Source organism: Bradyrhizobium sp. USDA 3315 (assembly GCF_054056795.1).
This window is the reverse complement of the sequence record NZ_JBSRYP010000001.1, coordinates 3,649,561-3,671,485: the sequence shown is the minus strand read 5'-3', so window position 1 is coordinate 3,671,485 and position 21,925 is coordinate 3,649,561. Positions and strand designations below refer to the sequence as shown.

Annotated in this window: 15 protein-coding genes; 10 read left to right on the top strand and 5 right to left on the bottom strand. The window is 65.8% G+C overall.

Annotation, left to right across the window (positions count from 1 at the left end; all coding sequences use genetic code 11):
* Window positions 1-52: 52 nt before the first annotated feature.
* The gene (locus tag ACVIYL_RS16860) at window positions 53-2,611 is read left to right on the top strand and encodes a TonB-dependent receptor (RefSeq protein ID WP_456779209.1); all 2,559 of its coding nucleotides are present in this window, start codon (window positions 53-55) and stop codon (window positions 2,609-2,611) included.
* Window positions 2,612-2,730: 119 nt separating this feature from the next.
* Here ACVIYL_RS16860 and ACVIYL_RS16855 read toward each other — a convergent pair whose 3' ends face one another.
* From ACVIYL_RS16855 to ACVIYL_RS16845, 3 genes are all read right to left on the bottom strand, one after another.
* Window positions 2,731-3,504 (bottom strand): SDR family NAD(P)-dependent oxidoreductase, encoded by a 774-nt coding sequence (locus ACVIYL_RS16855; protein ID WP_253607047.1) that lies wholly within the window; start codon window positions 3,502-3,504, stop codon window positions 2,731-2,733.
* A 197-nt stretch (window positions 3,505-3,701) separates the two neighbouring features.
* Window positions 3,702-4,325 carry a hypothetical protein gene (locus tag ACVIYL_RS16850; protein WP_456779208.1) on the bottom strand — a complete coding sequence of 208 codons (624 nt, stop codon included), beginning with the start codon at window positions 4,323-4,325 and terminating at the stop codon, window positions 3,702-3,704.
* A 63-nt stretch (window positions 4,326-4,388) separates the two neighbouring features.
* The gene (locus ACVIYL_RS16845) at window positions 4,389-5,297 is read right to left on the bottom strand and encodes a LysR family transcriptional regulator (RefSeq protein ID WP_456779207.1); all 909 of its coding nucleotides are present in this window, start codon (window positions 5,295-5,297) and stop codon (window positions 4,389-4,391) included.
* A 135-nt stretch (window positions 5,298-5,432) separates the two neighbouring features.
* On the opposite strand from ACVIYL_RS16845, the gene ACVIYL_RS16840 reads away from it, so the two are divergent.
* Window positions 5,433-6,206 (top strand): SDR family oxidoreductase, encoded by a 774-nt coding sequence (locus ACVIYL_RS16840; protein WP_456779206.1) that lies wholly within the window; start codon window positions 5,433-5,435, stop codon window positions 6,204-6,206.
* 19 nt (window positions 6,207-6,225) lie between these two features.
* On the opposite strand, the gene ACVIYL_RS16835 is transcribed toward ACVIYL_RS16840, so the two are convergent.
* Entirely contained in the window at window positions 6,226-10,575 is a 4,350-nt protein-coding gene (locus ACVIYL_RS16835) for a translocation/assembly module TamB domain-containing protein (RefSeq protein ID WP_456779205.1), read from the bottom strand.
* A complete protein-coding gene (locus tag ACVIYL_RS16830) occupies window positions 10,575-12,596 on the bottom strand; it encodes an autotransporter assembly complex protein TamA (RefSeq protein ID WP_456779204.1) in 2,022 nt (673 codons plus the stop codon). The genes ACVIYL_RS16835 and ACVIYL_RS16830 overlap by 1 nt, the downstream gene beginning before the upstream one ends.
* Before the next feature lie 770 nt (window positions 12,597-13,366).
* Here ACVIYL_RS16830 and ACVIYL_RS16825 point away from each other — a divergent pair.
* The 8 genes from ACVIYL_RS16825 to ACVIYL_RS16790 all read left to right on the top strand — a co-directional run bounded on the left by ACVIYL_RS16825 (window position 13,367) and on the right by ACVIYL_RS16790 (window position 21,920).
* Window positions 13,367-13,555: a hypothetical protein gene (locus ACVIYL_RS16825; RefSeq protein WP_456779203.1), complete on the top strand. Its 189-nt coding sequence runs from the start codon at window positions 13,367-13,369 to the stop codon at window positions 13,553-13,555.
* A 124-nt stretch (window positions 13,556-13,679) separates the two neighbouring features.
* Window positions 13,680-14,930, top strand: a complete 1,251-nt coding sequence (locus ACVIYL_RS16820) for an ABC transporter substrate-binding protein (RefSeq protein ID WP_092081339.1) — start codon at window positions 13,680-13,682, stop codon at window positions 14,928-14,930.
* 136 nt (window positions 14,931-15,066) lie between these two features.
* Window positions 15,067-15,885 carry a helix-turn-helix transcriptional regulator gene (locus ACVIYL_RS16815; protein WP_016847806.1) on the top strand — a complete coding sequence of 273 codons (819 nt, stop codon included), beginning with the start codon at window positions 15,067-15,069 and terminating at the stop codon, window positions 15,883-15,885.
* A 120-nt stretch (window positions 15,886-16,005) separates the two neighbouring features.
* A complete protein-coding gene (locus ACVIYL_RS16810) occupies window positions 16,006-17,016 on the top strand; it encodes a branched-chain amino acid ABC transporter permease (protein WP_050387450.1) in 1,011 nt (336 codons plus the stop codon).
* 3 nt (window positions 17,017-17,019) lie between these two features.
* Window positions 17,020-18,105 (top strand): branched-chain amino acid ABC transporter permease, encoded by a 1,086-nt coding sequence (locus ACVIYL_RS16805; RefSeq protein ID WP_456779202.1) that lies wholly within the window; start codon window positions 17,020-17,022, stop codon window positions 18,103-18,105.
* Window positions 18,098-18,880, top strand: a complete 783-nt coding sequence (locus ACVIYL_RS16800) for an ABC transporter ATP-binding protein (RefSeq protein ID WP_016847809.1) — start codon at window positions 18,098-18,100, stop codon at window positions 18,878-18,880. Before ACVIYL_RS16805 ends, ACVIYL_RS16800 begins: the two co-directional genes overlap by 8 nt.
* Window positions 18,873-21,083, top strand: a complete 2,211-nt coding sequence (locus ACVIYL_RS16795; RefSeq protein WP_456779201.1) for a Tm-1-like ATP-binding domain-containing protein — start codon at window positions 18,873-18,875, stop codon at window positions 21,081-21,083. Before ACVIYL_RS16800 ends, ACVIYL_RS16795 begins: the two co-directional genes overlap by 8 nt.
* A gap of 3 nt (window positions 21,084-21,086) precedes the next feature.
* Window positions 21,087-21,920: a phosphoenolpyruvate hydrolase family protein gene (locus tag ACVIYL_RS16790; RefSeq protein ID WP_141343038.1), complete on the top strand. Its 834-nt coding sequence runs from the start codon at window positions 21,087-21,089 to the stop codon at window positions 21,918-21,920.
* Window positions 21,921-21,925: the final 5 nt, after the last annotated feature.

Below are 21,925 nucleotides of genomic sequence, written 5' to 3'. Positions count from 1 at the left end.
GAGCCAAGGTTCGTCGGGGATCAAGCCGAACCGCGGCTTGGGGGTGGGCGTCATGGCTGCTGCGTTGTTGCGTGCGGCAACACGGTTTTTGTCTTCTTCGGTCTATACGCGCTGCGCTGCGGCCGTGCTGGCTGTTATTGGCTCTGCACTGCCATCGACTGTCCTGCATGCTCAGACGGCCGATCCGGCCCCCACTGAACTGCCGCCCGTCAACGTGATTGCGCCCACACCTCTGGCCGGCACCCGCAGCGCAAGGCCGGCGGCACGGCCGGTGGTTCGGACCACGCGAACCGCGCGAACCCGAACCGGACCTGTTGCTCCGGCAGCGGGACCCGATGTCGGCACCGCTGCACCCGGCCCCTCCGATCGCGACTCCACCCTGATTGATCGCGACAAGGTCCCGTCCAACACCGCGGTGATGACGACGCAGGATTTCAGCCACAACTACTCGACCAACTTCCTCGATGCTGTGAACCGCAAGCTGCCCGGCGTCACGCTCGGCGACCAGACCGGCAATCCGTTCCAGCGCAATCTCGACTACCGCGGCTTCACCGCCTCGCCGGTCCAGGGCACGCCGCAGGGCATCGCGGTCTATCAGAACGGCGTGCGCATCAACGAATCCTGGGGCGACGTGGTCAACTGGGATTTCATCCCGGAAAAGGCCATCGACAGCGTCGCATTGTTTCCGAACAATCCGGTGTTCGGCCTCAACGCGATCGGCGGCGCGCTGAGCATCCAGATGAAGAACGGCTTCACCTATCAGGGCTCCGAGGCTGAACTGTTCGGCGGCTCTTACGGGCGCGTGCAGGGCAGCGTGCAGGCCGGCGGCCACAGGGACAACATCTCCGCCTACGCTGCGTTCGAATCCGCGTATGATCGCGGCTGGCGCGACTACGCCAATTCGTCGCACATCAACCGCATGTATGTGGACGTTGGCGCACGCAACGACGACACCGAATTTCACGTCAATTTCACCGGCGCCAGCAACCTGCTCGGCAACGTTGCGGCAACGCCGGTGCAGATGCTCAATCAGCGCTGGTCGAGCGTCTACACCTGGCCGCAGACGACGCTGCTTCAGCTCGCCTTCGTCAACGCCACGCTGAACCATAATTTCTCGGATACCTGGTCCTTCCAGGGCAATGCCTATTTCCGCGGCTTCCGGCAGACCCATGTCGACGGCAACGGCACCGACGTGCATGCCTGCGACGGGGAAGACAGTTTGTGCATCGGCGACGACCTGCCGATTTTCGGTCCGGCGGGAGGTCCCTCGGTTCCGAACACGCTGGGCAACGCCTTCCTTGGCGAAGTCGACCGCAACCGGGCCGCGACCAACAGCTTCGGCGGCACAGCCCAGCTGACCAACTCGGACAAGCTGTTCGGACACGACAACCACGTCGTGATGGGCGTCAGCGTCGACCACGGCAACACGAAATTCACGGCGACCAGCGAGCTCGGAACGATCGATCCGAACAACCTGTTCGTGACCGGCACCGGCATCTTCATCAACCAGCCCGATGCCGGTCTCGCCCCGGTCGACTTGCGCGCCACCAACACCTACACCGGCGTCTATCTCACCGATACCTTCGACGTGACGAACAGGTTCTCGGTCACTGCTGGAGGACGATTCAACTATGCCCAGATCGATCTGCAGGACCAGACCGGGACAAATGACCAGCTCAACAGCAGCAACCGATTCCAGCGCCTCAACCCGGTGATCGGCGGCACCTACAAGATCACCCCGAACCTCACCTTCTATGCCGGCTATTCAGAGGCCAACCGCGCGCCGACGCCGCTCGAGCTCGGCTGCTCCGATCCGGCCCGCCCCTGCGTCATCGATTCCTTCCTGGTGTCCGATCCGCCGCTCAAGCAGGTGGTGTCGCACACCATCGAGGCCGGCTTCCGCGGCACCTGGGGCAACGACGCCAGGACCGGCATGCTGAGCTGGGGCGTCGGCGCGTTCCACACTCTGTCCGACGACGACATCATCCGGGTGCAGAGCCCCATCGGCACAGGCAATTTCGGCTATTTCCAGAATGCGGGACAGACCCTGCGGCAGGGCATCGAAGCCAAGCTCGACTACCGCGTCAATCGCTGGAACGCCTATGCCAACTACACCTTCATCGACGCGACCTATCGAAGCGCAAACACGTTGCCGGCTCCCGACAACCCGAACGCCCTGACCGACCCGAACAACGATGACGTCCGGTTCATCAACGTCAAGCCGGGCGACCATATCCCGGGCATTCCGGCGCACCGCTTCAAGGCAGGTGTCGAGTACCTCGCCACCGACGCATGGAAGGTCGGCGCCGACATCAACGTGGTCGGCAGCCAGTGGTTGATCGGCGACGACACCAACCAGAGCCAGAAGGTCCCGGCCTACGCGGTCGTGAACCTGCACACCTCCTACAGGATCACGCCGGATATCGAGGTGTTCGGCCTGATCAACAACGTCTTCAACCAGCATTATTATCTCGGCGGCGCGTTCTACGAGACTGGCGGCTTTGCCAGCGCCGGAGCCGCGCCCAATTTGATGGCGCAGCTGACCGATCCGCGCACCTTCGTGCCCGGCATACCGCTCGCCGCCTATGCCGGCATCAGGGCGAAGTTCTAAAGCGCGATGAGATTAGGCTGAATCGTCATCGCGCTTTAGCTCTTTGTTTGAGCATGATCTTTTCGGAAAACCGCTTCGCACTTTTCCGGATCATGCTTTAGGGCAATTCCTGGAAGACGCTACGCCACCGTCCCGCCGTCGACCGGCATCGCGATACCGGTGACGAACGACGCCTTGTCCGACAGCAGGAACACCGCGACCTCCGCGATCTCCTCGGGACGCGCGGCGCGGCCCATCGGATTGCGGGTGACCGCGGCCTTGATCAGCTCCTCTGGATCGGCCTCGTTGTGGCCCGGCTGGTCCGGCCGGTTGACGAACACCCGCAGCATCGGCGTGTCGATCGCACCGGGGCAGATCGCGTTGACGCGGACGCCGTCCTTGGCGTGGCGCTTGGCGAGCGCGCGCGCCAGCCCGATCACGCCGGCCTTGGCCGCCGAATAGGTCGGACTCCACGGCGAGCCGACCAGGCCCGAGGTCGATGCGGTGAACAGGATGCTGCCCTGACGCCGCGCGGTCATCTGGCCGAGCGCCGCGTTGGTGGTGATCAGCTGCGAGCGCAGGTTGAGATCGACGCTGAGATCCCAGCCTTCCAGATCGTCGATCACGGACGGACCGGGAATGCCGAGGTGATTCCACACGCAGTCGAGCGCTCCAAATTCCTTCACGGTCGCCGTGACGATGTCGCGCGCAAAGCCGTCGTCGCGCAGATCGCCGGTCAGCGCCAGCGCGCGCCCGCCGCCCTTTTTGATCTCGTCGACCACCGCCTTCGCGCCAGCCTCGTTCTGGTCGACCACCGCGACCGCCGCGCCCTCGCGCGCGAGGATGCGTGCCCCGGCGCGGCCCGCGCCGGATGCCGCGGCGGTGACGAGTGCGATCTTGCCCTGCATGTCCATGTTTCGATCCTGACTGTGCCCGTGACTTCGAGCCTTCTTGGGTTCTGAAGTTTTGGTTGAATCAGGACCGCGGCGCTGCCGTCTTGCGCTGACGCGCTAAAGCATGATTCGGAAAAGTGCGAAGCGGTTTTCCGAAAAGATCATGCTCAAACAAAGAGCTAAAGCGCGATAACGATTCAGCCTAATCTCATCGCGCTTCAGCGCCCGCCGAACAGGACCGGAGACTGGCCGGGCAGCAGCTGCGAATGAATGTCGCTGTCCATCCGCTCCGCCCCTTGCTGGGTGAAGCTCGCGCCGAAGGACAGGCTGAGATTCGAAGTCGGCCGGAACTCGAGTCCCGCGCGCGCCGAATAGCCGGCGTTGACACCGGGATTGCCGCTGAACGGCGCCAGCGGCCCGCCGGCACCGGGCGGATTGTATTTCAGCGTGTCGAAGCCGGCGAAGAAGGTCACGGGCGTATTGCCGACGCCCCTGAAATTGTAGCCGAACTGCGCGCCCTGATATTCCAGCGAGCCGAACGCCGCCGATTGGCCGAGCGCGTTCCAGCCGACGCGACCGCCTTCGCTGCCGGCGAACCAGCCGTCGGGCCGGCCGTTCAGATACGAAAAATCGCCGCCTTGCGCGCCGGCGGCGTCAAAGCTCGGAAAGTTTCCGTAGGTATCCGCCTTCTGGCCGTCGGCGAGGCTGCCGCCGAAGCCGAACAGCGAGCCCGGCGTCCAGTAGCGCACCGGGCCGGCCTGGGCACTGGCCTGCTGCTGGCCGCCCAGGCACAGCGCCAACACTGCGATTGCGGGGCCGAGTTTGCTTACCAAAGTGGTCATCAGATTACCGTCACGAGCACCGAGATTATACGTCCCGACGACCGGGAACGCCAGCCTGCGCCCCTACTCCACCGCGAGCAGCTTCTGCTTCAGCAAATCCGTCAGCCAGTCGGCAAACACCTGCAGCCGCCGCGACAGATGCTGACGGTGCGGATAGAGCAAGGTCATCGGCATCGGCGCGGCGCGGTGCCGCGGCATCAGCTCGACGAGTTCTCCGGCATCGAGGTGCCGCTTCACGTCGTAGGCGGGAATCTGGATCAGGCCAAGGCCGGCGAGGCAGCAGGCGATATAGGCCTCGGCGCTGTTGACGGTGACGCGGCCGCGCATGGCGACCGTGCGCGTTGCGTCCTGCTCACACCACTCCCATTCCTCGATGCGGCCGGTGGAGGGCGAGGCGTAGTTGACCGCCCAATGCGCGCCGAGATCGTCGGGCGTTCGCGGCGTGCCGTGGCGCGCGAGATATCCGGGGCTTGCGACATTGATCAGCGTCAGATTGCCGAGCGGCCGCGCGATCAGACCGGAATCGCTGAGCGGGCCGACGCGCACGACGCAATCGGCGGAATCCTCGATCAGGTTGATAGCGCGATCGGTGACGCCGAGATCGATGTTGATCTGCGGATAACGATCAAGGAAAGCCGGCAACGCCGGCGCGATGATCAGGCGGCCGATCCGCCCGGGCACGTCGACCCTGAGCCTGCCGGACGGTTCGGCGGCGGCGTGGCGAAACAGGGTCTCGGCCTCCTCGACATCGGCAACGACGCGCAAGGCTCTTTCGTAGAAGGCCGCGCCGTCATGCGTGGGCGACACCTTTCGCGTCGTGCGATGCAGCAGCCGCGCGCCGACGCGCTGCTCCAGTTCCGCGACCGCTGACGAGACCGACGAGCGCGGCAGGCCCAGCGTATCGGCCGCCCGCGTAAAACTCGCGCACTCGACGACGCGGGCGAAGATGCGGAACAGGTCGATGCGGTCCAAGATCGTCCCCGATTGTTCGCCATTACCGACAAGTGAGATCAGAATGCACGGCTTTATCGGCAAATTCTAGACGATATCGTCCTCTCCAGAAAGCGGCCGCAGGGCGCGGCCGCGAGACCTGGAGAGGCAAACGCCATGACCGACCACAGCATCAAGGGCAAGACCGTCATCATCGCCGGCGGCGCCAAGAATCTCGGCAGCCTGATCGCGCGCGATCTCGCCGCCCACGGCGCGAAGGCAATCGCGATCCACTACAACAGCGCGGCCACCAAGGCCGATGCCGACGCGACGGTGGCGGCGCTGCAGGCCGCAGGCAGCAAGGCGGTCGCCTTCCAGGCCAACCTCACGACATCGGGCGCGATGGAAAAACTGTTCGCCGAGGCGGTCGCCGCGATCGGCCGCCCCGACATCGCGATCAACACCGTCGGCAAGGTGCTGAAGAAACCGATGGTCGAGATCTCGGAGGCCGAATATGACGCGATGAGCGCGGTCAACGCCAAGTCCGCGTTCTTCTTTCTCAAGGAGGCCGGCCGCCACGTCAACGACAACGGCAAGATCTGCACGCTGGTGACGTCGCTGCTCGGCGCCTACACGCCGTTCTACGCGGCCTATGCCGGGACCAAGGCGCCGGTCGAGCATTTCACCCGCGCAGCATCGAAGGAGTTCGGCGCGCGCGGCATCTCGGTCACCGCAATCGGACCCGGACCGATGGACACGCCGTTCTTCTATCCGGCCGAAGGCGCGGACGCGGTCGCCTATCACAAATCGGCGGCGGCGCTGTCGGGCTTCTCCAGGACCGGGCTCACCGACATCAAGGACATCGTGCCGTGGATCCGCCTGCTGGTGTCGGACGGCTGGTGGATGACTGGTCAGACCATCCTGGTGAACGGCGGCTACACCACGAAGTGAGGCGCGATCTCGGTCGCCTTTACCATTCGAATCGCGTGCCGACTCCGACGGATGTCGAGCCCTTCGCATCGACATCCGACTCGACGCGGATATGGCGCGTCACGTCGACATTGGCCGACACTCCTGACTGGCTGGCGCTCGCGCCCGTCCGCACGCCCACGCTTAGCCTGTCGCCGATCGCGCGCGAGGCACCGACCATCGGACCGCCCGCTCCGGCGCCCACATCCAGATTGTCGACCCCGAGCGAGCGGCGCATGCGGTCCACCGTTCCCTCGCCACCGCTTGCGAACTGAGCGGCGGCCCCGGCGAGCTGCACGGCCTGCGAGGTCGTCAGGCTGCCCGAAGCCTTCTGAAAGAGAATGCGCGACAGGATCTCGTCCTGCGGCAACTCGGGCTGCGAATGGAAGGCGAAGACCGGCGCGGCCGCCGGGCCCGAGATTCCGACCTGCGCGGTGATGTCAGAGGCCTGTATCTCTGCCGCGAAATCGAGCTCGGGCGCGAGATCGCCGTTGAACGAGAGATTGCCCTTGGTGAAGGTCAGCGTCTTTCCGAGCACCACCAGCTTGCCCTGATAGAGCGAGAAAGCCCCCTTCGGAACCGGCGCGTTGCTCGTGCCGCCGACATGAACGGAGCCGCCGAGTTCCGCGGTTACCCCGCGGCCATGGATGAAGACGTGGTTCGGCGCCGAAACTGTCACGTCGAGCGCGGCGTTGAAGAGCGCCGGACGCTTCTTGTTGCCTTTCGGCGTTTCGGCCTTGCGCGCAGCCGCGAGCCGTGCAGCGGCCTGCCCCGAGGCGTTCACATGGTTGATGCCGTCGATCGGCTTCAGCGTCGACGGCAGGCGATCCGGAATATCGACGTTGACGCGAGTCAAGTCGATGCGACCGACGATCCGCGGATCGCGCGCCAGGGCGCCCGTGACGTCGATAGCGAGATTGGCCTGCGCGGTCGCCAGCGCGCTGGAAGCAAGCGTCGCCTGCTGACCGCGAATCGAGATCGTGCCTGGAAAACCTGCATCCGGGGCGACCCGTACCTGACCAGAGCCGGACAACGTACCGCCGTTGGGCGTCACCGCGGTCAGGCGCTCCACGACGATGCGCTCTCCTTCGGCGGTGATTTTCGCCTCGACGGCATCGAGGCGCGTGCCGAGCATGCTGTCGCGGAAGGTACCCCCGCTCATGGTCGCGACACCGCCGATCTGGGGCCTGGTGCGCGTGCCGCTGACATGCGCATCGAGCGCGACGCTGCCGGATACGGTACGACCGGAAGCGGAAAGCGTGGCATTGGCGATGGCGGCATCGAGGCGGCCCTTCGCGGACAGCGCGATCGGACCTGTGGCGTCGAGCGGCACCGTGCCCGACGCCGTGATCGCGCCGGCTCTTCCCGCGGCAATTGTGGTGTTCAGGCTCGCGCGGCTGCCATCGAGTCGTCCGTCCGCGGCAACGTCGATCGGCGGCAGGCCGGCGCTTCTGGTCTGCGGCGCGGTGAGCTGCTTGACCGCGACCTTGTACTGGCCGATCGGCGCGCTCATGGAGCCCGCAATCGCGGCTGACGCGTCGAGGGTCCCGCTCAGGCCCAAACCAGGTATCGCGACATCGGCCTCGCCGAGCGGGATCGCGCTGGCCACGGCCTTGAGGTCGAGCACCTGGCCGGCTTTGCCGTCCACCGTGAAGCGGCCACGTCCAATCGCGAGCGCCAGATGCTCGATCAGCACCGTGCCATCGTCGAGCGTGAAGCCCGCGGGGCCCTGCAGCGCGATTCCCTTGGCACCACGGCGCGCGGTGAAGCGGTTGAGATCGAACCGCACCCGCTCCCTGGTGGTCAGTGCACCCGCGGCATCGAGATCGAATCCGGCAGCCTTGGCGGACAGGCCGATCGTGCTCGCATCGGCATTGCCCGAGGCCGCTAGCGTGACGTTGGAGACCGTCTGACCGCCGAACTCGGCACCATTGACCTGCGCATCAGCATTGAGCACCGGATGGCTGTAGAGATCGGCGCCATCGGCGCGCAGATCGAAACTGCGGATCGCCGCACCCGCGGCGAGGATTCCCGCGCCCTTGCCGGCAAGCCGGATCGACTGTTGGCCGCCATCGGCCGAAGCGGCAAGGTCGAGTGAGGCCGAACCGGCGAGCTCTGTAAGGGCAAGCGGCGAGAGATCGGCGAGCGCCCCGGCTGCGAAGCGAATCTGCCCGCTGGCGAATCTCTGGGCGTCGATCGTTGCTGCCCCCTTCAGGGATACCGATCCGATCGCGATGTCGATGGTCTTTGCGTGCCAACCGGCAGCGGCGGGAGCTGCGCGATCGTCGGGCTCCGACGATCGACGACTCACCTGAACAATCCCGCGCGCTGGCTTGCCGTCGACGGAGCCGTCGAGCTTGGCCTCGACGGCACAGACTCCGTTGATGTCGTTGACCGTCGCGGCGAGCGCCAGATGCGGAATCGGACGTCGCATGGCGGTGGCGCGATCCACCGAAGCCGCGAACGAAACCCCGGGATGCGCGAGCCCGCCGGTCAGGCCGACGTCGAGAGCTCCCGCACCGGTGAGGCGCGCATCGGCCGCCGAGAGATCCGGCAGGTCCACACGCGCCGACAGGTCGCTCGAGTCGCGCGTCACTGTTCCTTTGGCGCGAACCGCAACATGGGCTCCGTCGATCGACGCGCCGCGGACCGTGTAAGTGTCGCGGCCATCGCCAGAGATGTCGGCGGCGAGTGCGAGCCGCGCCCCCGCGAGCCCATCGAGCGCCGCAAGTCCCGTCGCAAGCTTCTCGCCGGCACCTGACATTCTGATATCGAAGCTGCCACGCTGTAAATCCGTGTCGAGATCGAGGCCGAACGCCACCGAACCCTTGAGCTTCAACCCGGCAAGGTCAGCAAAGGCGCCGAGGTCGGGCACGGTTCCGGTTGCCCGGCCATTCAGGCGATCGGCGCTGACATCGCCTGTATAGGTGGCCTGAACCGTTGATGTGCCGATCTCGAGACGCTCGATCCTGGCGCGGCCGCCCAGGTCGGTATCGCCATGGAGCACGAGCGACGCGGTGTTACCGATCGCGGCCGCCAAACTCGCGTCGCGTGGCGCAATGCCGGAAGCGCGCAGGTTCGCGTCAAGGATGATGCGCGTTGCTGGATCGCTGGCGTCGGCACGAGGAACGGCCGTGATCGAAGCATCAAGCGTCTCGACGTCTCCGTCCGGCAGATGAGCACCCGACAGCGCGAGCTTGACCGATGCTGTAGGAGCCTTGATTGGGCCGTTGACGCGGCTGTCGAAGACGAGGCTGCGGATCGAGCCTTGGTCAGTCTCGGTCACGTCGCCGTTGCTTGGCAAGGCGCGGATCGAAGCCGCGAAATCCACGACCTTGTCGGCTCCGAGCAGACCTTTCGCGTCGAGCCGCGCGAGACGGCTCGTCAGCGTCAGCCCGTTCAGGGCGACGCTGCCGTCGTCACCAAAATGCGTCGTACTGTCGAGATTGGTTTCGCCGGCGAAGACCGGCGCGGCGATCGCCGGCAACAACGGTTCGAGGTGGCTGATAAGGCGCGTTGCGAGCACTCGGGCCGCGCCGTTTCGGTCAAGCGTAATCGTGCCGGTCGCATCGATCGTCGGGCCGGCCTGCAACTTCAGGGCACCGCGAAAGCTGTCGAGCGTGCCCTTGCCGCCCAGTGCGAATGTGACGGGCGGCTCGCCCGGCAGATGGCCGAGCTTCGACATGAGTCCGTGGGCTGGCTCGTCGAGCGTGACGTTGAGGGTAAGCGCATTTCCCTGCGGAACGTAGGCGAGAGCGGCCTTGAAGTGGCCCGGAAAATCCTTGCGGGTGGCATCGAGATTGAAGACGAGCCCTTCCGAGGGCGAGCCGAGCTCGGTATTGCCGGTCGCCGCGACACTCAAAGCTTCACCCAGAATCGACTGTCCCAGCGTCAGGGCCCGCAGGTCGAAAGCCTTCACCTGCACCTTCACCGGAAGGTCAGGCAGGATCGGCTGATCGGACTCGGCGGCAGGCTGATCGGACGGAAGCGGCTTTCGCTTGATCTCAAGCGTGCCGATCTCGAGACGGTCGATTTCCAGCCGCCCCAGCAACAGTGCGCTGCGTCGCCAGACGAGGCGCGCCTTGTCGAGCGTCAGCCAGACCCCGTCCTTGTCGGTGATGCTAACGTCGCGGACCGTTGCATCCGAGGACAGCACACCATCGACGGCGCCGACATGGACCTGGGTCGCCGGCGTCGAGAGCGTCCGCGAGACAAGACTGGCCAGCACATCCTGCTGGTTCTCGCTGCTCCCGCCCACCATTCCGTAGAGAACGACACCAAGCACCGCGGCAGCGATGAGACCCAAGGCCGCGACGGCGGAACCGATAATGAACAGCCGTCGGATGCGCATCAGAAGGCTTGCCCAATGCTGACATAGATCGCGTAACGGCTGTCGCCGGGGCGAGGGTTCAGCGGTGTCGCAACGTCAAGGCGGATCGGGCCGACTGGCGTGAGATAGCGCAAGCCAAGTCCCGCGCCGTAGCCCACATAGTCGTCGAAGCCTGGCAGGGATGATCGGGAGGCGGTGCCAAAGTCGAAGAATGGCACGAGGCCGATGGTGGGCGTGATCCTGACCCGCACCTCGGCGGAGCCCTCGATCAGGCTGCGACCACCGGTGATTTGACCGAACATCATCGGCGAAATGGTGTTGAAGCCGTAACCGCGCACGGATCCGCCGCCGCCAGCGAAGAAGCGATGTGCGTCCGGAATCTGGTCGAGCGGCGCGCCCGCAAGCGAACCTGCGGCCAACCGCCCCGCCAGAACGTAGTCGGCCTGCTCGTCGAGCGCATAATAGGCCGAGCCCGCAACCCGCGCTTCGAACAGATCGATCGTGGAACCCATCAGCTTCGGATAGGCATTGACGGTCGCCGAGAGGCGCACACCGCGCGTGGGGTCGAGCGGATTGTCTGTCGTGTCGTAGCGGCCGGTCGCCGTGAAGCCGATCAATGTCGCATCGACCCGCCCCAGCACGTCCTGCGATTTCGATTGCTCGACCTGGAGACCGGCCTGCAGCGAAGCCGCCTCCGAAAAGCGATGGATCACGCCGAACGTGCCGCGCACCGTGTCGTCAGTGTAACCGCCGAGGTCGTTGTTGCCGACACGCTCGCGGAACGCAGTGGCCTCGATCAGTAGATCGTTGGCCGTACCGAACAAGCCCGGCTTGATGAAGGTGCCGGTAAACCGTGCGCCGAAATCCGAGCCGCTCAGATTATTGAAGCCGGAGAAGGACGTGCCGTCGATCCGTTGCAAAAGCGAGGCGGACGCTTCGAGCCTCAGGCGCTCGCCGCCGCCGAATATGTTCCGATCCTCGTAGTAGCCAGCAATGCCGGGACCATCGACGGTGGAATATTTCGCCGAGAGGCCCACCGCGTGCCTGGGCCTTTCCGTCAAATCGATGAAGACCGGCAGATTGCCATTGGCATCGAGCTTGTCCTCCTCGCGGACGCGAATTCCCCCGATGGCCGGGATCTTTGCGATCGAGGTTTTCGCCAAGGCAAGCCGCTCTGGCGAATAGGGCTCGCCTTCCCTCAGGTAGACGTGCGTGGCCACTACTCTCGGATCGACGTCTCCGCCCGAGATCGTCACGGCGCCGATGCCGGCCTTGGGGCCCGCTTCGACCCGCAGCCGAAGGTCCATCGCGGCGGCGCCATGATCGACGGTGGCCTTGACGTCGGCGACCTTCGCGAGCGGATGTCCGTTGCTGCGGAACCAGTCGACGAGCTTCACCTGCGCGGCGCGCAGGTCGGCAGAGATCGCGGGATCGCCGGACTTCAGTGCAAACGCGCGGCGCGGCAATCCCTGCGGCGCTTGGTCGCGCGGATAGTCTACATCAACGGCACGCAGCTTGAACAACGGACCAAGTCGCGCGATGACCTTGACGGGCACAACGGTCCGATTGCGAAAGCTGTCGGCCCGACGCGCCGCCGCGGCGAGCCCGATCTCGTCGAGGGAGATTGGAACTCCATCTATCGTCACATCGATCTGGGCGTTGTAGCGGCCAAGCCCCCAAAGGGCATCGAGCAGCGGATTGATATCTGCCTGCAGCCGGCGCGCGAGACCTTCCCCGTCCGGGGGCGGTTCCTGTCGAAGGCGATAGGTGCCGGCGGTATCGCGCAATGCCTGTTCGGCGTCGCTATCGTTCTTGCCCTCCGGCGTCTTGGCTTCGATCTCCAGCCGATAGGACAGCGTCGTGGCGCTGACCGGCGGCGGATCGTCGGAACCGAACAGGCCAAAGAAGTCGAGCGCGTGAGCCTGCTCGCACAGCGAGCAACCGACGACAGCGACGCACGCCGAACGCAGAACGCGCCGCGCTGCAGCGATGAAATACCTTCGCCTTGCCCGCCCCGGCAAAGGCGGCAGGCATCGTCGCACCACGATTTGCTTGATTGTTCCGCTCCGCCTGCCTGTTGACGCGACCCGAGTCTGTGCACCTCGGGTTCCGGCGATCCCCTGTCTCCGCATTCAACAGGCACCACACGCGAAGTTGATAGACTCATGATGGACAATGTTGGGCAAACGCAAGGGAACTTCGACGTTCGTCCCAATTATCGGAATCTCCGATGCGCGCCACCATCGGTTCCGGCGGCCACATCTTGCGAGCAATCCGCCACGCGCGTCGCGAGGGGCGCTTCGCAATCGTCACGGACGCGGTGTGAGATGCGGTGGACGCCGAGCGTGAAACTGACGAGAGCGCGCAAGGCGAATGGCGAAGTCGTGCAGGCTTGACGCTTAGTGGCAGGTGTCCCCCCGTGAGATGCGAAGCATCTTCGCGGCAGCGGCGACAACCAAGCCCGGGGGAGCGCGCGCGGAGAAAGCCGGATGTTTCCGATTACATCTGTGGTCTTACATCCCGCGCTTTCCATTTGCACGGGACCCATGGGGTGCGATCGGTATCCGGGTTTCCCTGCGCCTCTTCAAGAGCCAGGGCGGAACGAAGAGCAAAGCTCGGACAGATCATGTCGCGAGAACACAAAAGCATGACTTACCAGCCGCGCAACACATTCGGTGTCGTCCCGGCGAAGGCAGGGACCCATAACCACCGAGCGTGATTGTTGAACGACGTGGAACGACGAGTCCCGTTCACGACACCCGCCGCGGCGTATGGGTCCCGGCTTTCGCCGGGACGACGTGCGAAGAGAGCCATGGACGGCATTCTCTCCGGTGTCATGCCCGCACATGCGGGCATCCAGTGCGCCGTGACTCGCGGCTCAAGCAGGACCGTTCTGGAATACTGGTCACCAGCTTGCCCGCTGACGACACCGAACAAGCTCCGCGGCATTGCGCCGCGAGCCGCGCTGCGGCGCAACAATCAAAATGAGACTGCCCGTTAAGCCACCACGCGCCGACGACATCCGCGCCGCGCCCGCCTTCGGCTAGCTTTGCCGGCAACAACCGGACGCCATCAGCCTTCGCACGCCAGGTGGACGCCGGCGACAACACAGAGGGAGGAGCGCGATGTTGAAAGGCAGTTTGGGACTGATTGCGTTGAGCAGCCTGTTGCTTTCGGGCACAGCGTTCGCTCAGGAGAAGATCAAGGTCGGCGTCACCGCGACGCTCGAGGGCACCTACACGGTGCTCGGCGAAGACGGCATGCGCGGCTTCCAGACGGCGCTCAACGTGCTCGGCAAGAAGATCGGCGACAAGGAGCTTGAATTCGTCGTCGCCTCGACCGACGCGACGCCCGACTCCGCGGTGCGCGCGGTGCGCAAGCTGATCGAGCAGGACAAGGTGCAGATCCTGCTGTCGCCGCTGTCTGGCGACGAAGGCATCGCGGTCAAGAACTTCGCCAAGACCCATCCGGAGCTGACCTTCGTCAACGCCGCCTCCGGCGCGCAGGAGACGACCTATGTCGATCCGGCGCCGAACTTCTTCCGCTACAACATGGACGGCGCGCAGTGGCAGGTCGGCCTCGGCAAATACGCCTATGAGACCAAGGGCTATCGCAAGATCGCGACCGTCGGCGAGGACTACTCCTTCATCTACACCCAGGTATTTGGCCTGGTGCTCGAGTTCTGCGGCGCCGGCGGCCAGGTCACCAACCGGCAATGGGTGCCGCTCGGCACCAAGGACTTTGCCTCCGTGATCGCCGCGCTGCCTGATGACGTCGACGCGATCTATCTCGGCCTCGGCGGCGCCGACGCCGTCAACTTCCTCAACCAGTATCAGCAGGCCGGCGGCAAGGCGCATCTGATGGGCGGCTCGATCATGATCGACCAGACCATCCTGTCGTCGAAGGGCAACGCCAAGAACGCGCTGATCGGCACCATCGCCGCCAGCGGCCAGGCCGATACCTGGGAGGATCCGGGCTGGCAGAAATTCGTGAAGGCCTATCAGGATGCCTTCCCGCCGGCCAAACGCTTCCCGAGCCCGTCGCTGCTCGCGACCAACTATTACGGCTCGACGATGGCGCTGATCCTGGCGCTGCGCCAGGTCAATGGCGATCTCTCCAACAACCAGGCCAAGCTCAAGGACGCGCTGGCGAAGATCGAGATCGACGCGCCGAACGGCAAGATCAAGCTCGACGCCAACCGCCAGGCGATCGGCACCAATTTCGTCACCGAGGTGGTCGATGACGGCAAGGGCGCGCTGTTCAGCAAGGTCGTCAAGGTGATCCCGAACGTCAACCAGACGCTGGGCTACGATCCGGCGGTGTTCGCCAAGATCGGCCTGCCGAGCCGCACGGTCCCGGAGTGCAAGAAGTACTGACGTATTTGTTGCAGTGCAGGCACGGCGGCCATGACGAGGCGCGCGGTTGCATGATGTGCCCTGCTCGCCCTTGCTTTCCGCGGGCGGATGATGAACGCTTGTCGAAAAGACAAGAACATCCCGCGGGAGGGGAGGCATGAGCAGGGCGCTTGCCGTCTTCCACGGCCGGTTCGGTCGCGCGACGGTCTATCAGTTGAACCGTCCCTTCAACGTGCATGCGCACCGCGAGGGGCATCTGATCTTTCATGTCGGCGGAACGCCGGCGCAGATCGACGTCTCGGAGCAGCGGCTGCTGCTCAAGGACGACACCGTCGTCGCGGTCAACCCGTGGGAACCGCACAACTTTCTGCCGACCGACATGGATCACGGCGCGATCTTCTTCGTGCTCTATGTCAACGCCGAATGGTTCGCGCCGCAGCCCGCGACGGCACAGGGCCTGCGGTTCGGCCGCACCTTCTTTCCGCGCACCGAAGCGCTCGACCGGCTGATCCGCCGCACCGCAGCACTAGTGTGCGGCGCGCCGTCGCTGCGCAGCCTCGATTGCGAACTCCGGCAGCTGATCGACTCCTGCTACGAGGAGAGCTGGCAGGCCGCGCAGGACGCGCGCGCGGCGGCCGCGGTGACCGATTTCAGGGTGCGCAAATCGATCAAGCTGATGTCGGAAAGCCCCGGCGCCGAGATCGAGCTCGATGCGATCGCGCGCGAGGCCGGGCTGTCGCGGCCGCATTTCTACCGGCTGTTCCGCACCCAGACCGGCGTCACCCCTCACCTCTACATGAACACGCTGATCATGGAGCAGGCGCTCGATGCGCTGGTGGCGACCGAGACGCCGATCGCCGATATCGGCTTCGACCTCGGCTTCTCCTCGCAGAGCGGCTTCACCCGCTTCTTCGCCGCCAATGTCGGCATGGCCCCGACCGACTATCGCCGCGCCGCCAAGGTGTTGCGGCCGTGAAGGAGTTCCGGAGCGCACGATAAAAGATACTGTCGATCAAATCCTGAGCTTACGCCCTCGGTAGGATACTGGACACGCGGCCCGGCAGACGGTCGCGACCAGTGAGGGAACGCGACGGAGATGGCCAGGTTCATCGAACGCCATCCGGCCTGGGCGCTGATCGTGATCATCGCGGTCGCGGTGCTCGCGTGGCTGGTGTTCGCGATCTGGCCGCCGGGGCTGGAGGCCGCGATCGGCCGCAAGCGCGTGTTCCTCAACGCGGTGCTGAACGGCATCACGCTCGGCGGGCTCTACTTCCTGGTGGCCAGCGGCTTCACGCTGATCTTCGGCCTGATGCGCAACGTCAACCTTGCGCACGGCTCGCTCTATCTGTTCGGCGGCTATGTCGGCTACGCGATCAGCAGCTGGACCGGGTCGTGGCTCCTCAGCTTCATCATCGCCTTCATCGCGGTGGCGCTGGTCGGCGTGATCCTGCAGCTCGTCGTGTTCCGACGCATGGAGGGTCAGGACCTCAGGCAGACGATGGTGACGATCGGGCTGTCGATCGTGTTCGCCGATCTGATGCTCTGGGTGTTCGGCGGCGATTTCTACCAGATCCAGACCCCGAGCTGGCTGATCGGCCCGATCCAGCTGCCGCTGCTGACCGCGATCAAATCATCGGGCGAACCGGTCTATCTGCAATACCCGTTGGTGCGGCTGGTGATCTTCGCTGCGTCCGTCGTGATCGGAATCGCGATGTGGCTGGCGCTCAACCGTACGCGGATCGGCATGATCGTGCGTGCCGGCGTCGACGACCGCGACATCCTGGCCGCCACCGGCGTGCGGATCCAGCTGGTGTTCGTGCTGGTGTTCGCGCTTGGCGCGGGCCTTGCCGGCATCGCCGGCGTGGTCGGCGGCACCTTCCAGTCGCTGTCGCCGGGCGAAGATACGCGGTTCCTGCTCGCCTCGCTCGTCGTCGTGATCGTCGGCGGCATGGGCTCGATCCCGGGAGCGGCGCTCGGCGCCGTCATCATCGGCCTCGCCGAGCAGCTCGGCTCGGTCTACATCCCGACCTACGCCATCGTCGTCACCTTCCTGATCATGGTGCTGGTGCTGGCGCTGCGGCCGCAGGGCCTGCTCGCGAGGCGATGACAGATGTCGCTGCTCCAGAGCACCCAGTTCCGCCCCGATCCATCCGCCAACGCGGCCCGCCGAGCCTTCATCCGTGCCTGGCCGGAATTCCAGAACCCGGCGGCCTGGCTGGTCGCGCTGATCCTCGTGATCATGCCGCTGATCGCCAACGGTTTCTTCCTGATCGAGATCTTCGCCACCACGCTGATCCTCGGCATCATCGCGCTCAGCCTGATGTTCCTCGCCGGCTATGGCGACATGGTCAGCCTGATGCAGCTCACCATCGCGGGCTTCGCCGGCTACATGGTCGCGGTGTTCGGCATCAGCGGCAACGCCAATATCAGCCTCGGCTGGCCGTGGTGGCTGGCAACCCCGATGGCGCTGGCGCTGGCGACGCTGTTCGGCACGCTCGGCGGCGCGCTCGCGGTGCGCACCGAGGGCATCTACACCATCATGATTACGCTCGCGATCGGCGCCGCGTTCTACTACTTTACCAACCAGAATTGGGCGATCTTCAACGGCCACACCGGCATCAACACCGTCGCGACGCCGCAGTTCTGGGGCGTCGACTGGCGCGCCGATATCGCCTTCTATTATGTCACGCTCGGCGTCGCCGCGATCTGCTACTTCGCCGTCCAGTATGTCTCGCGGGCGCCGTTCGGCCTCGCGCTGCAGGGTGTCCGCGACAATTCCCGCCGCATGGCGGCGCTCGGCTTCAACCCCAATGCGCACCGCATCGCGGCCTACGCCTTCGCCGCCTTCATCGCCGCGCTCGGCGGCGTGCTGCAGGTCTGGAACTACCGGCAGATCTCGCCCGGCTCGGTCAGCGTCGGCGCCTGCATCGACGTCCTGATCATCGCCGTGGTGGGCGGCATCACGCGGCCGATCGGACCCTTCATCGGCGCGCTGATCTTCGTGCTACTGCGGACCTTCGCGCTCGACGTGCTGATCAAGTTCGGGCTCGACGGCAACCGCTTCCGGCTGCTGATCGGGCTCGGCTTCCTCGCCATCGTGTTCTGGTCGTCGGATGGCGTGATCGGCCTGTGGGAACGCTGGCGGCAGCGCAATGCATCCTCGACGCAACGTTCAGGCGGAGGCCGCCATGGATAGCGTCGCGCAGCGGCTGTCCGTGGTCGGCGCCGGCGCGGCGCTCGAGCTGCGCGGCGTGACCAGGCTGTTCGGCGCGCTGGCGGCGCTGACCGACGTCACCATCACGGTGCGACCCGGCGAAAGGCGCGCGGTGCTTGGCTCGAACGGCGCCGGCAAGACGACGCTGTTCAACTGCATCACCGGCGACTTTCCGCCTTCCTCCGGCACGATCCGCTTCTTCGGCGAGGATATCACCCAGTTCCCGCCCTATGAGCGGATCCGCCGGGGCTTACGCCGCACCTACCAGATCTCGGCGCTGTTCCCCGGCCTCACGGTGCAGGACAACGTCTACCTCGCCTGCCGCGGCGTCTCGCGCGGCCGGTTCTCGTTCCTGCGCCCGGGGCAGAACGATGCGCTGATGCACGCGACCGAAACGCTGGTACAGGCGGTTCACCTCAGCGGCGTGAAGGACCAGCGCGTCGCCGAACTCGCACATGGCCAGCAGCGGCAGCTCGAGATCGCGCTGGCGCTCGCCGGCGCGCCGCGCTTCATCCTGTTCGACGAGCCGGCAGCGGGGCTGTCGCCTACCGAGCGGCGCGAGCTGATCGAGATCCTGACCTCGCTGCCGGCGCATATCGGCTACATCATCATCGAGCACGACATGGACGTCGCGCTGCGCGTCGTCGAGAGCGTGACGATGATGCACAACGGCCGCATCTTCAAGGAAGGCCTGCCGCGCGAGATCGAATCCGATCCCGAGGTGCAGGAGCTCTATCTCGGAGGCGGCCATGAATGACCGCCGAGCAGTGCCCGCGCTCGAGGTGAAGGGCCTCGACGTCTATTACGGCCATTCGCATGCGCTGCAGGGCGTCGATCTCACGCTCGAGTCCGGCGTGTTCTCGGTGGTCGGCCGCAACGGCATGGGCAAGACCACGCTGTGCAAGGCCATCATGGGCCTCGTGCGCGCCAGCGGCGGCTCGATCCGGATCCGCGGCGAGGAGGTCACGCGGCTCAATCCGGCGCGGATCGCCCGGCTCGGCGTCGGCTATGTGCCGCAGGGCCGCCGCCTGTGGCGGTCGCTGGCCGTCGACGAGCACCTTGCGCTTGCCGGCGGCCTGCGGCGCGGCGCCTGGACCATCGAGCGAATCTACGACACCTTCCCGCGCCTCGCCGAGCGCAAGACCAACGGCGGCAACCAGCTGTCCGGCGGCGAGCAGCAGATGCTCGCGATCGCGCGTGCGCTGCTGACCAATCCGCATCTCTTGATCATGGACGAGCCGACCGAAGGCCTTGCGCCCGTGATCGTCGCCCAGGTCGAGGACATGCTGCTGCGGCTCGGCGATGAGGGGGACATCTCCGTGCTGGTCATCGAGCAGAACATCGGTGTGGCGACGGCGGTGTCGCGCAACGTCGCCATCATGGTCAATGGCCGGATCAACCGGATCATCGATTCCGCCCGCCTTGCAACCGACCGCGAGCTGCAGCAGCGGTTGCTCGGCGTCGGCACCCATGGCGCCGACGAGACCGACGCCGAGCCAGCACCGGCGAAGGCCGAAGCGGTCGGTGCCCCGCAGCCGGAACGCAAGGGGCCGACCCGCATCTACGTCTCCAATCCCGTGCTGCCGACCCGCTGGTCGCAGCCGGTGCCGATCGCCCGCATCGAGGCCGCCGCACGGACGCGGTCCACCGGGGTCACTCGGCTCGAGGAGGCAACCCGGCAGCGACGCGAACCGACGACCTCCCGAACGTCCGGGCCACCGGTCGTCCTCATCGTCGGCACGCTCGACACCAAGGGTGCCGAGCTGCGCTTCATCCGCGATATCATCGCCGGCAGCGGCCTGCGCACGCGACTGGTCGACGTCTCGACCAGCGGCAAAGCGGCGAGCTGCGATGTCACCGCGCAGGAGATCGCACTGAACCACGGCCGCGGCGGCTCCGGCGTGTTCGGCGCCGATCGCGGCGCCTCGGTGACGGCGATGGCGGAGGCGTTCGAGCGATGGCTGCGTCGCCAGGGCAATATCGCCGGGATCATCTCCGCCGGCGGCTCCGGCGGCGCGTCGCTGGTCGCGCCCGGCATGCGCGCGCTGCCGGTCGGGGTGCCGAAGCTGATCATCTCCTCGGTCGCGTCCGGCGACGTCGGTCCCTATGTCGGTCCCGCCGACATCACCATGATGTATTCGGTGGCCGACGTGCAGGGTCTCAACTCGATTTCGCGCACGGTGCTCGGCAACGGCGCTCATGCGCTGGTCGGCATGGTCAAGGCGCGGCTCGATGAGCAGGCCGGCAAGCAGCGCGATGCAGGCGCGAACCTTCCGGCGATCGGCATCACCATGTTCGGCGTCACCACGCCGGCCGTGCAGAAGATCGCGGCCGAGTTGCGTGAGGATTTCGAGTGCCTCGTCTTCCACGCCACCGGCGTCGGCGGCCGCTCGATGGAGAAGCTGGTCGAGTCCGGCCAACTCGCCGGCGTGATCGACCTCACCACGACCGAGGTCTGCGACCTCCTGATGGGCGGCGTGTTCCCGGCGACCGAGGATCGCTTCGGCGCCATCATCCGCAGCCGCGTGCCCTATGTCGGCTCGGTCGGCGCGCTTGACATGGTCAACTTCGGCGCACCCGACACGATCCCGGAGCGCTATCGGCAGCGCAAATTCCACATCCACAATCCGCAGGTCACCTTGATGCGGACCACGCCGGAAGAGAACGAGCGCATAGGCCGCTGGATCGGCGAACGGCTCAACCAGATGGACGGGCCGGTGCGCTTCTTCCTGGCCGAGGGCGGCGTCTCCGCGCTCGATGCACCCGGCCAGCCGTTCTGGGACCCGGAGGCCGATGCAGCGTTGTTCCGCGCGCTGGAGCGCACCGTGCGCCAGACCGGCAACCGGCAGATCATCCACATCAAGCGCAACATCAACGATCCCGAGTTCAGCGCCGCCATCGTCAGCGCGTTCCGCCCCTTGCTCGGACGCGCCGGTGGTCGGCGGAGAGTGGCGAGGTGACCCATGGCCAGGTTTGAACGCGCAGCGCTGTTGAAGAAGTTTCACGCCATGATCGCACGCGGCGAGCCGATCGTCGGCGGCGGCGCCGGCACCGGACTGTCGGCGAAATGCGAGGAGGCCGGCGGCGTCGACCTGATCGTGATCTACAATTCCGGCCGCTACCGCATGGCCGGCCGCGGCTCGCTCGCCGGCCTGATGCCCTATGGCGATGCCAACGCCATCGTCGTCGAGATGGCCGGCGAGGTGCTGCCGGTCGTGACCAGGACGCCGGTGCTCGCCGGCGTCAACGGCACCGATCCGTTCCGCGACATGGATGTGTTCCTCGACCAGCTCAAGGCGATCGGCTTTGCCGGCGTGCAGAACTTCCCGACCGTCGGCCTGATTGACGGCACCTTCCGCGCCAATCTCGAAGAGACCGGAATGTCCTATGCGCTCGAGATCGACATGATCGCGAAGGCGCATGAGAAGAACATGCTGACCACGCCCTATGTGTTCAGCGAGCAGGAGGCTGCCGCGATGGCGATCGCCGGCGCCGACATCATCGTCTGCCATATGGGCCTCACCACCGGCGGCACAATCGGCGCGCAGACCGCGCCAAAGCTCGCCGACTGCCCTGCCCGCATCGAGGCCTGGGCCGAGGCCGCGCTCAGCGTCAATTCGAACATCATCGTGCTCGCGCATGGCGGTCCGATCGCGGACCCCGCCGATGCCGATTTCATCATGAAGCAGACCCGCAACTGCCACGGCTTCTACGGCGCCTCCTCGATGGAACGCCTGCCGGTCGAGCGGGCGCTCACGGATCAGGTTCGCAAATTCAAGGCGATCGGCGCGCGCTAGCCGCC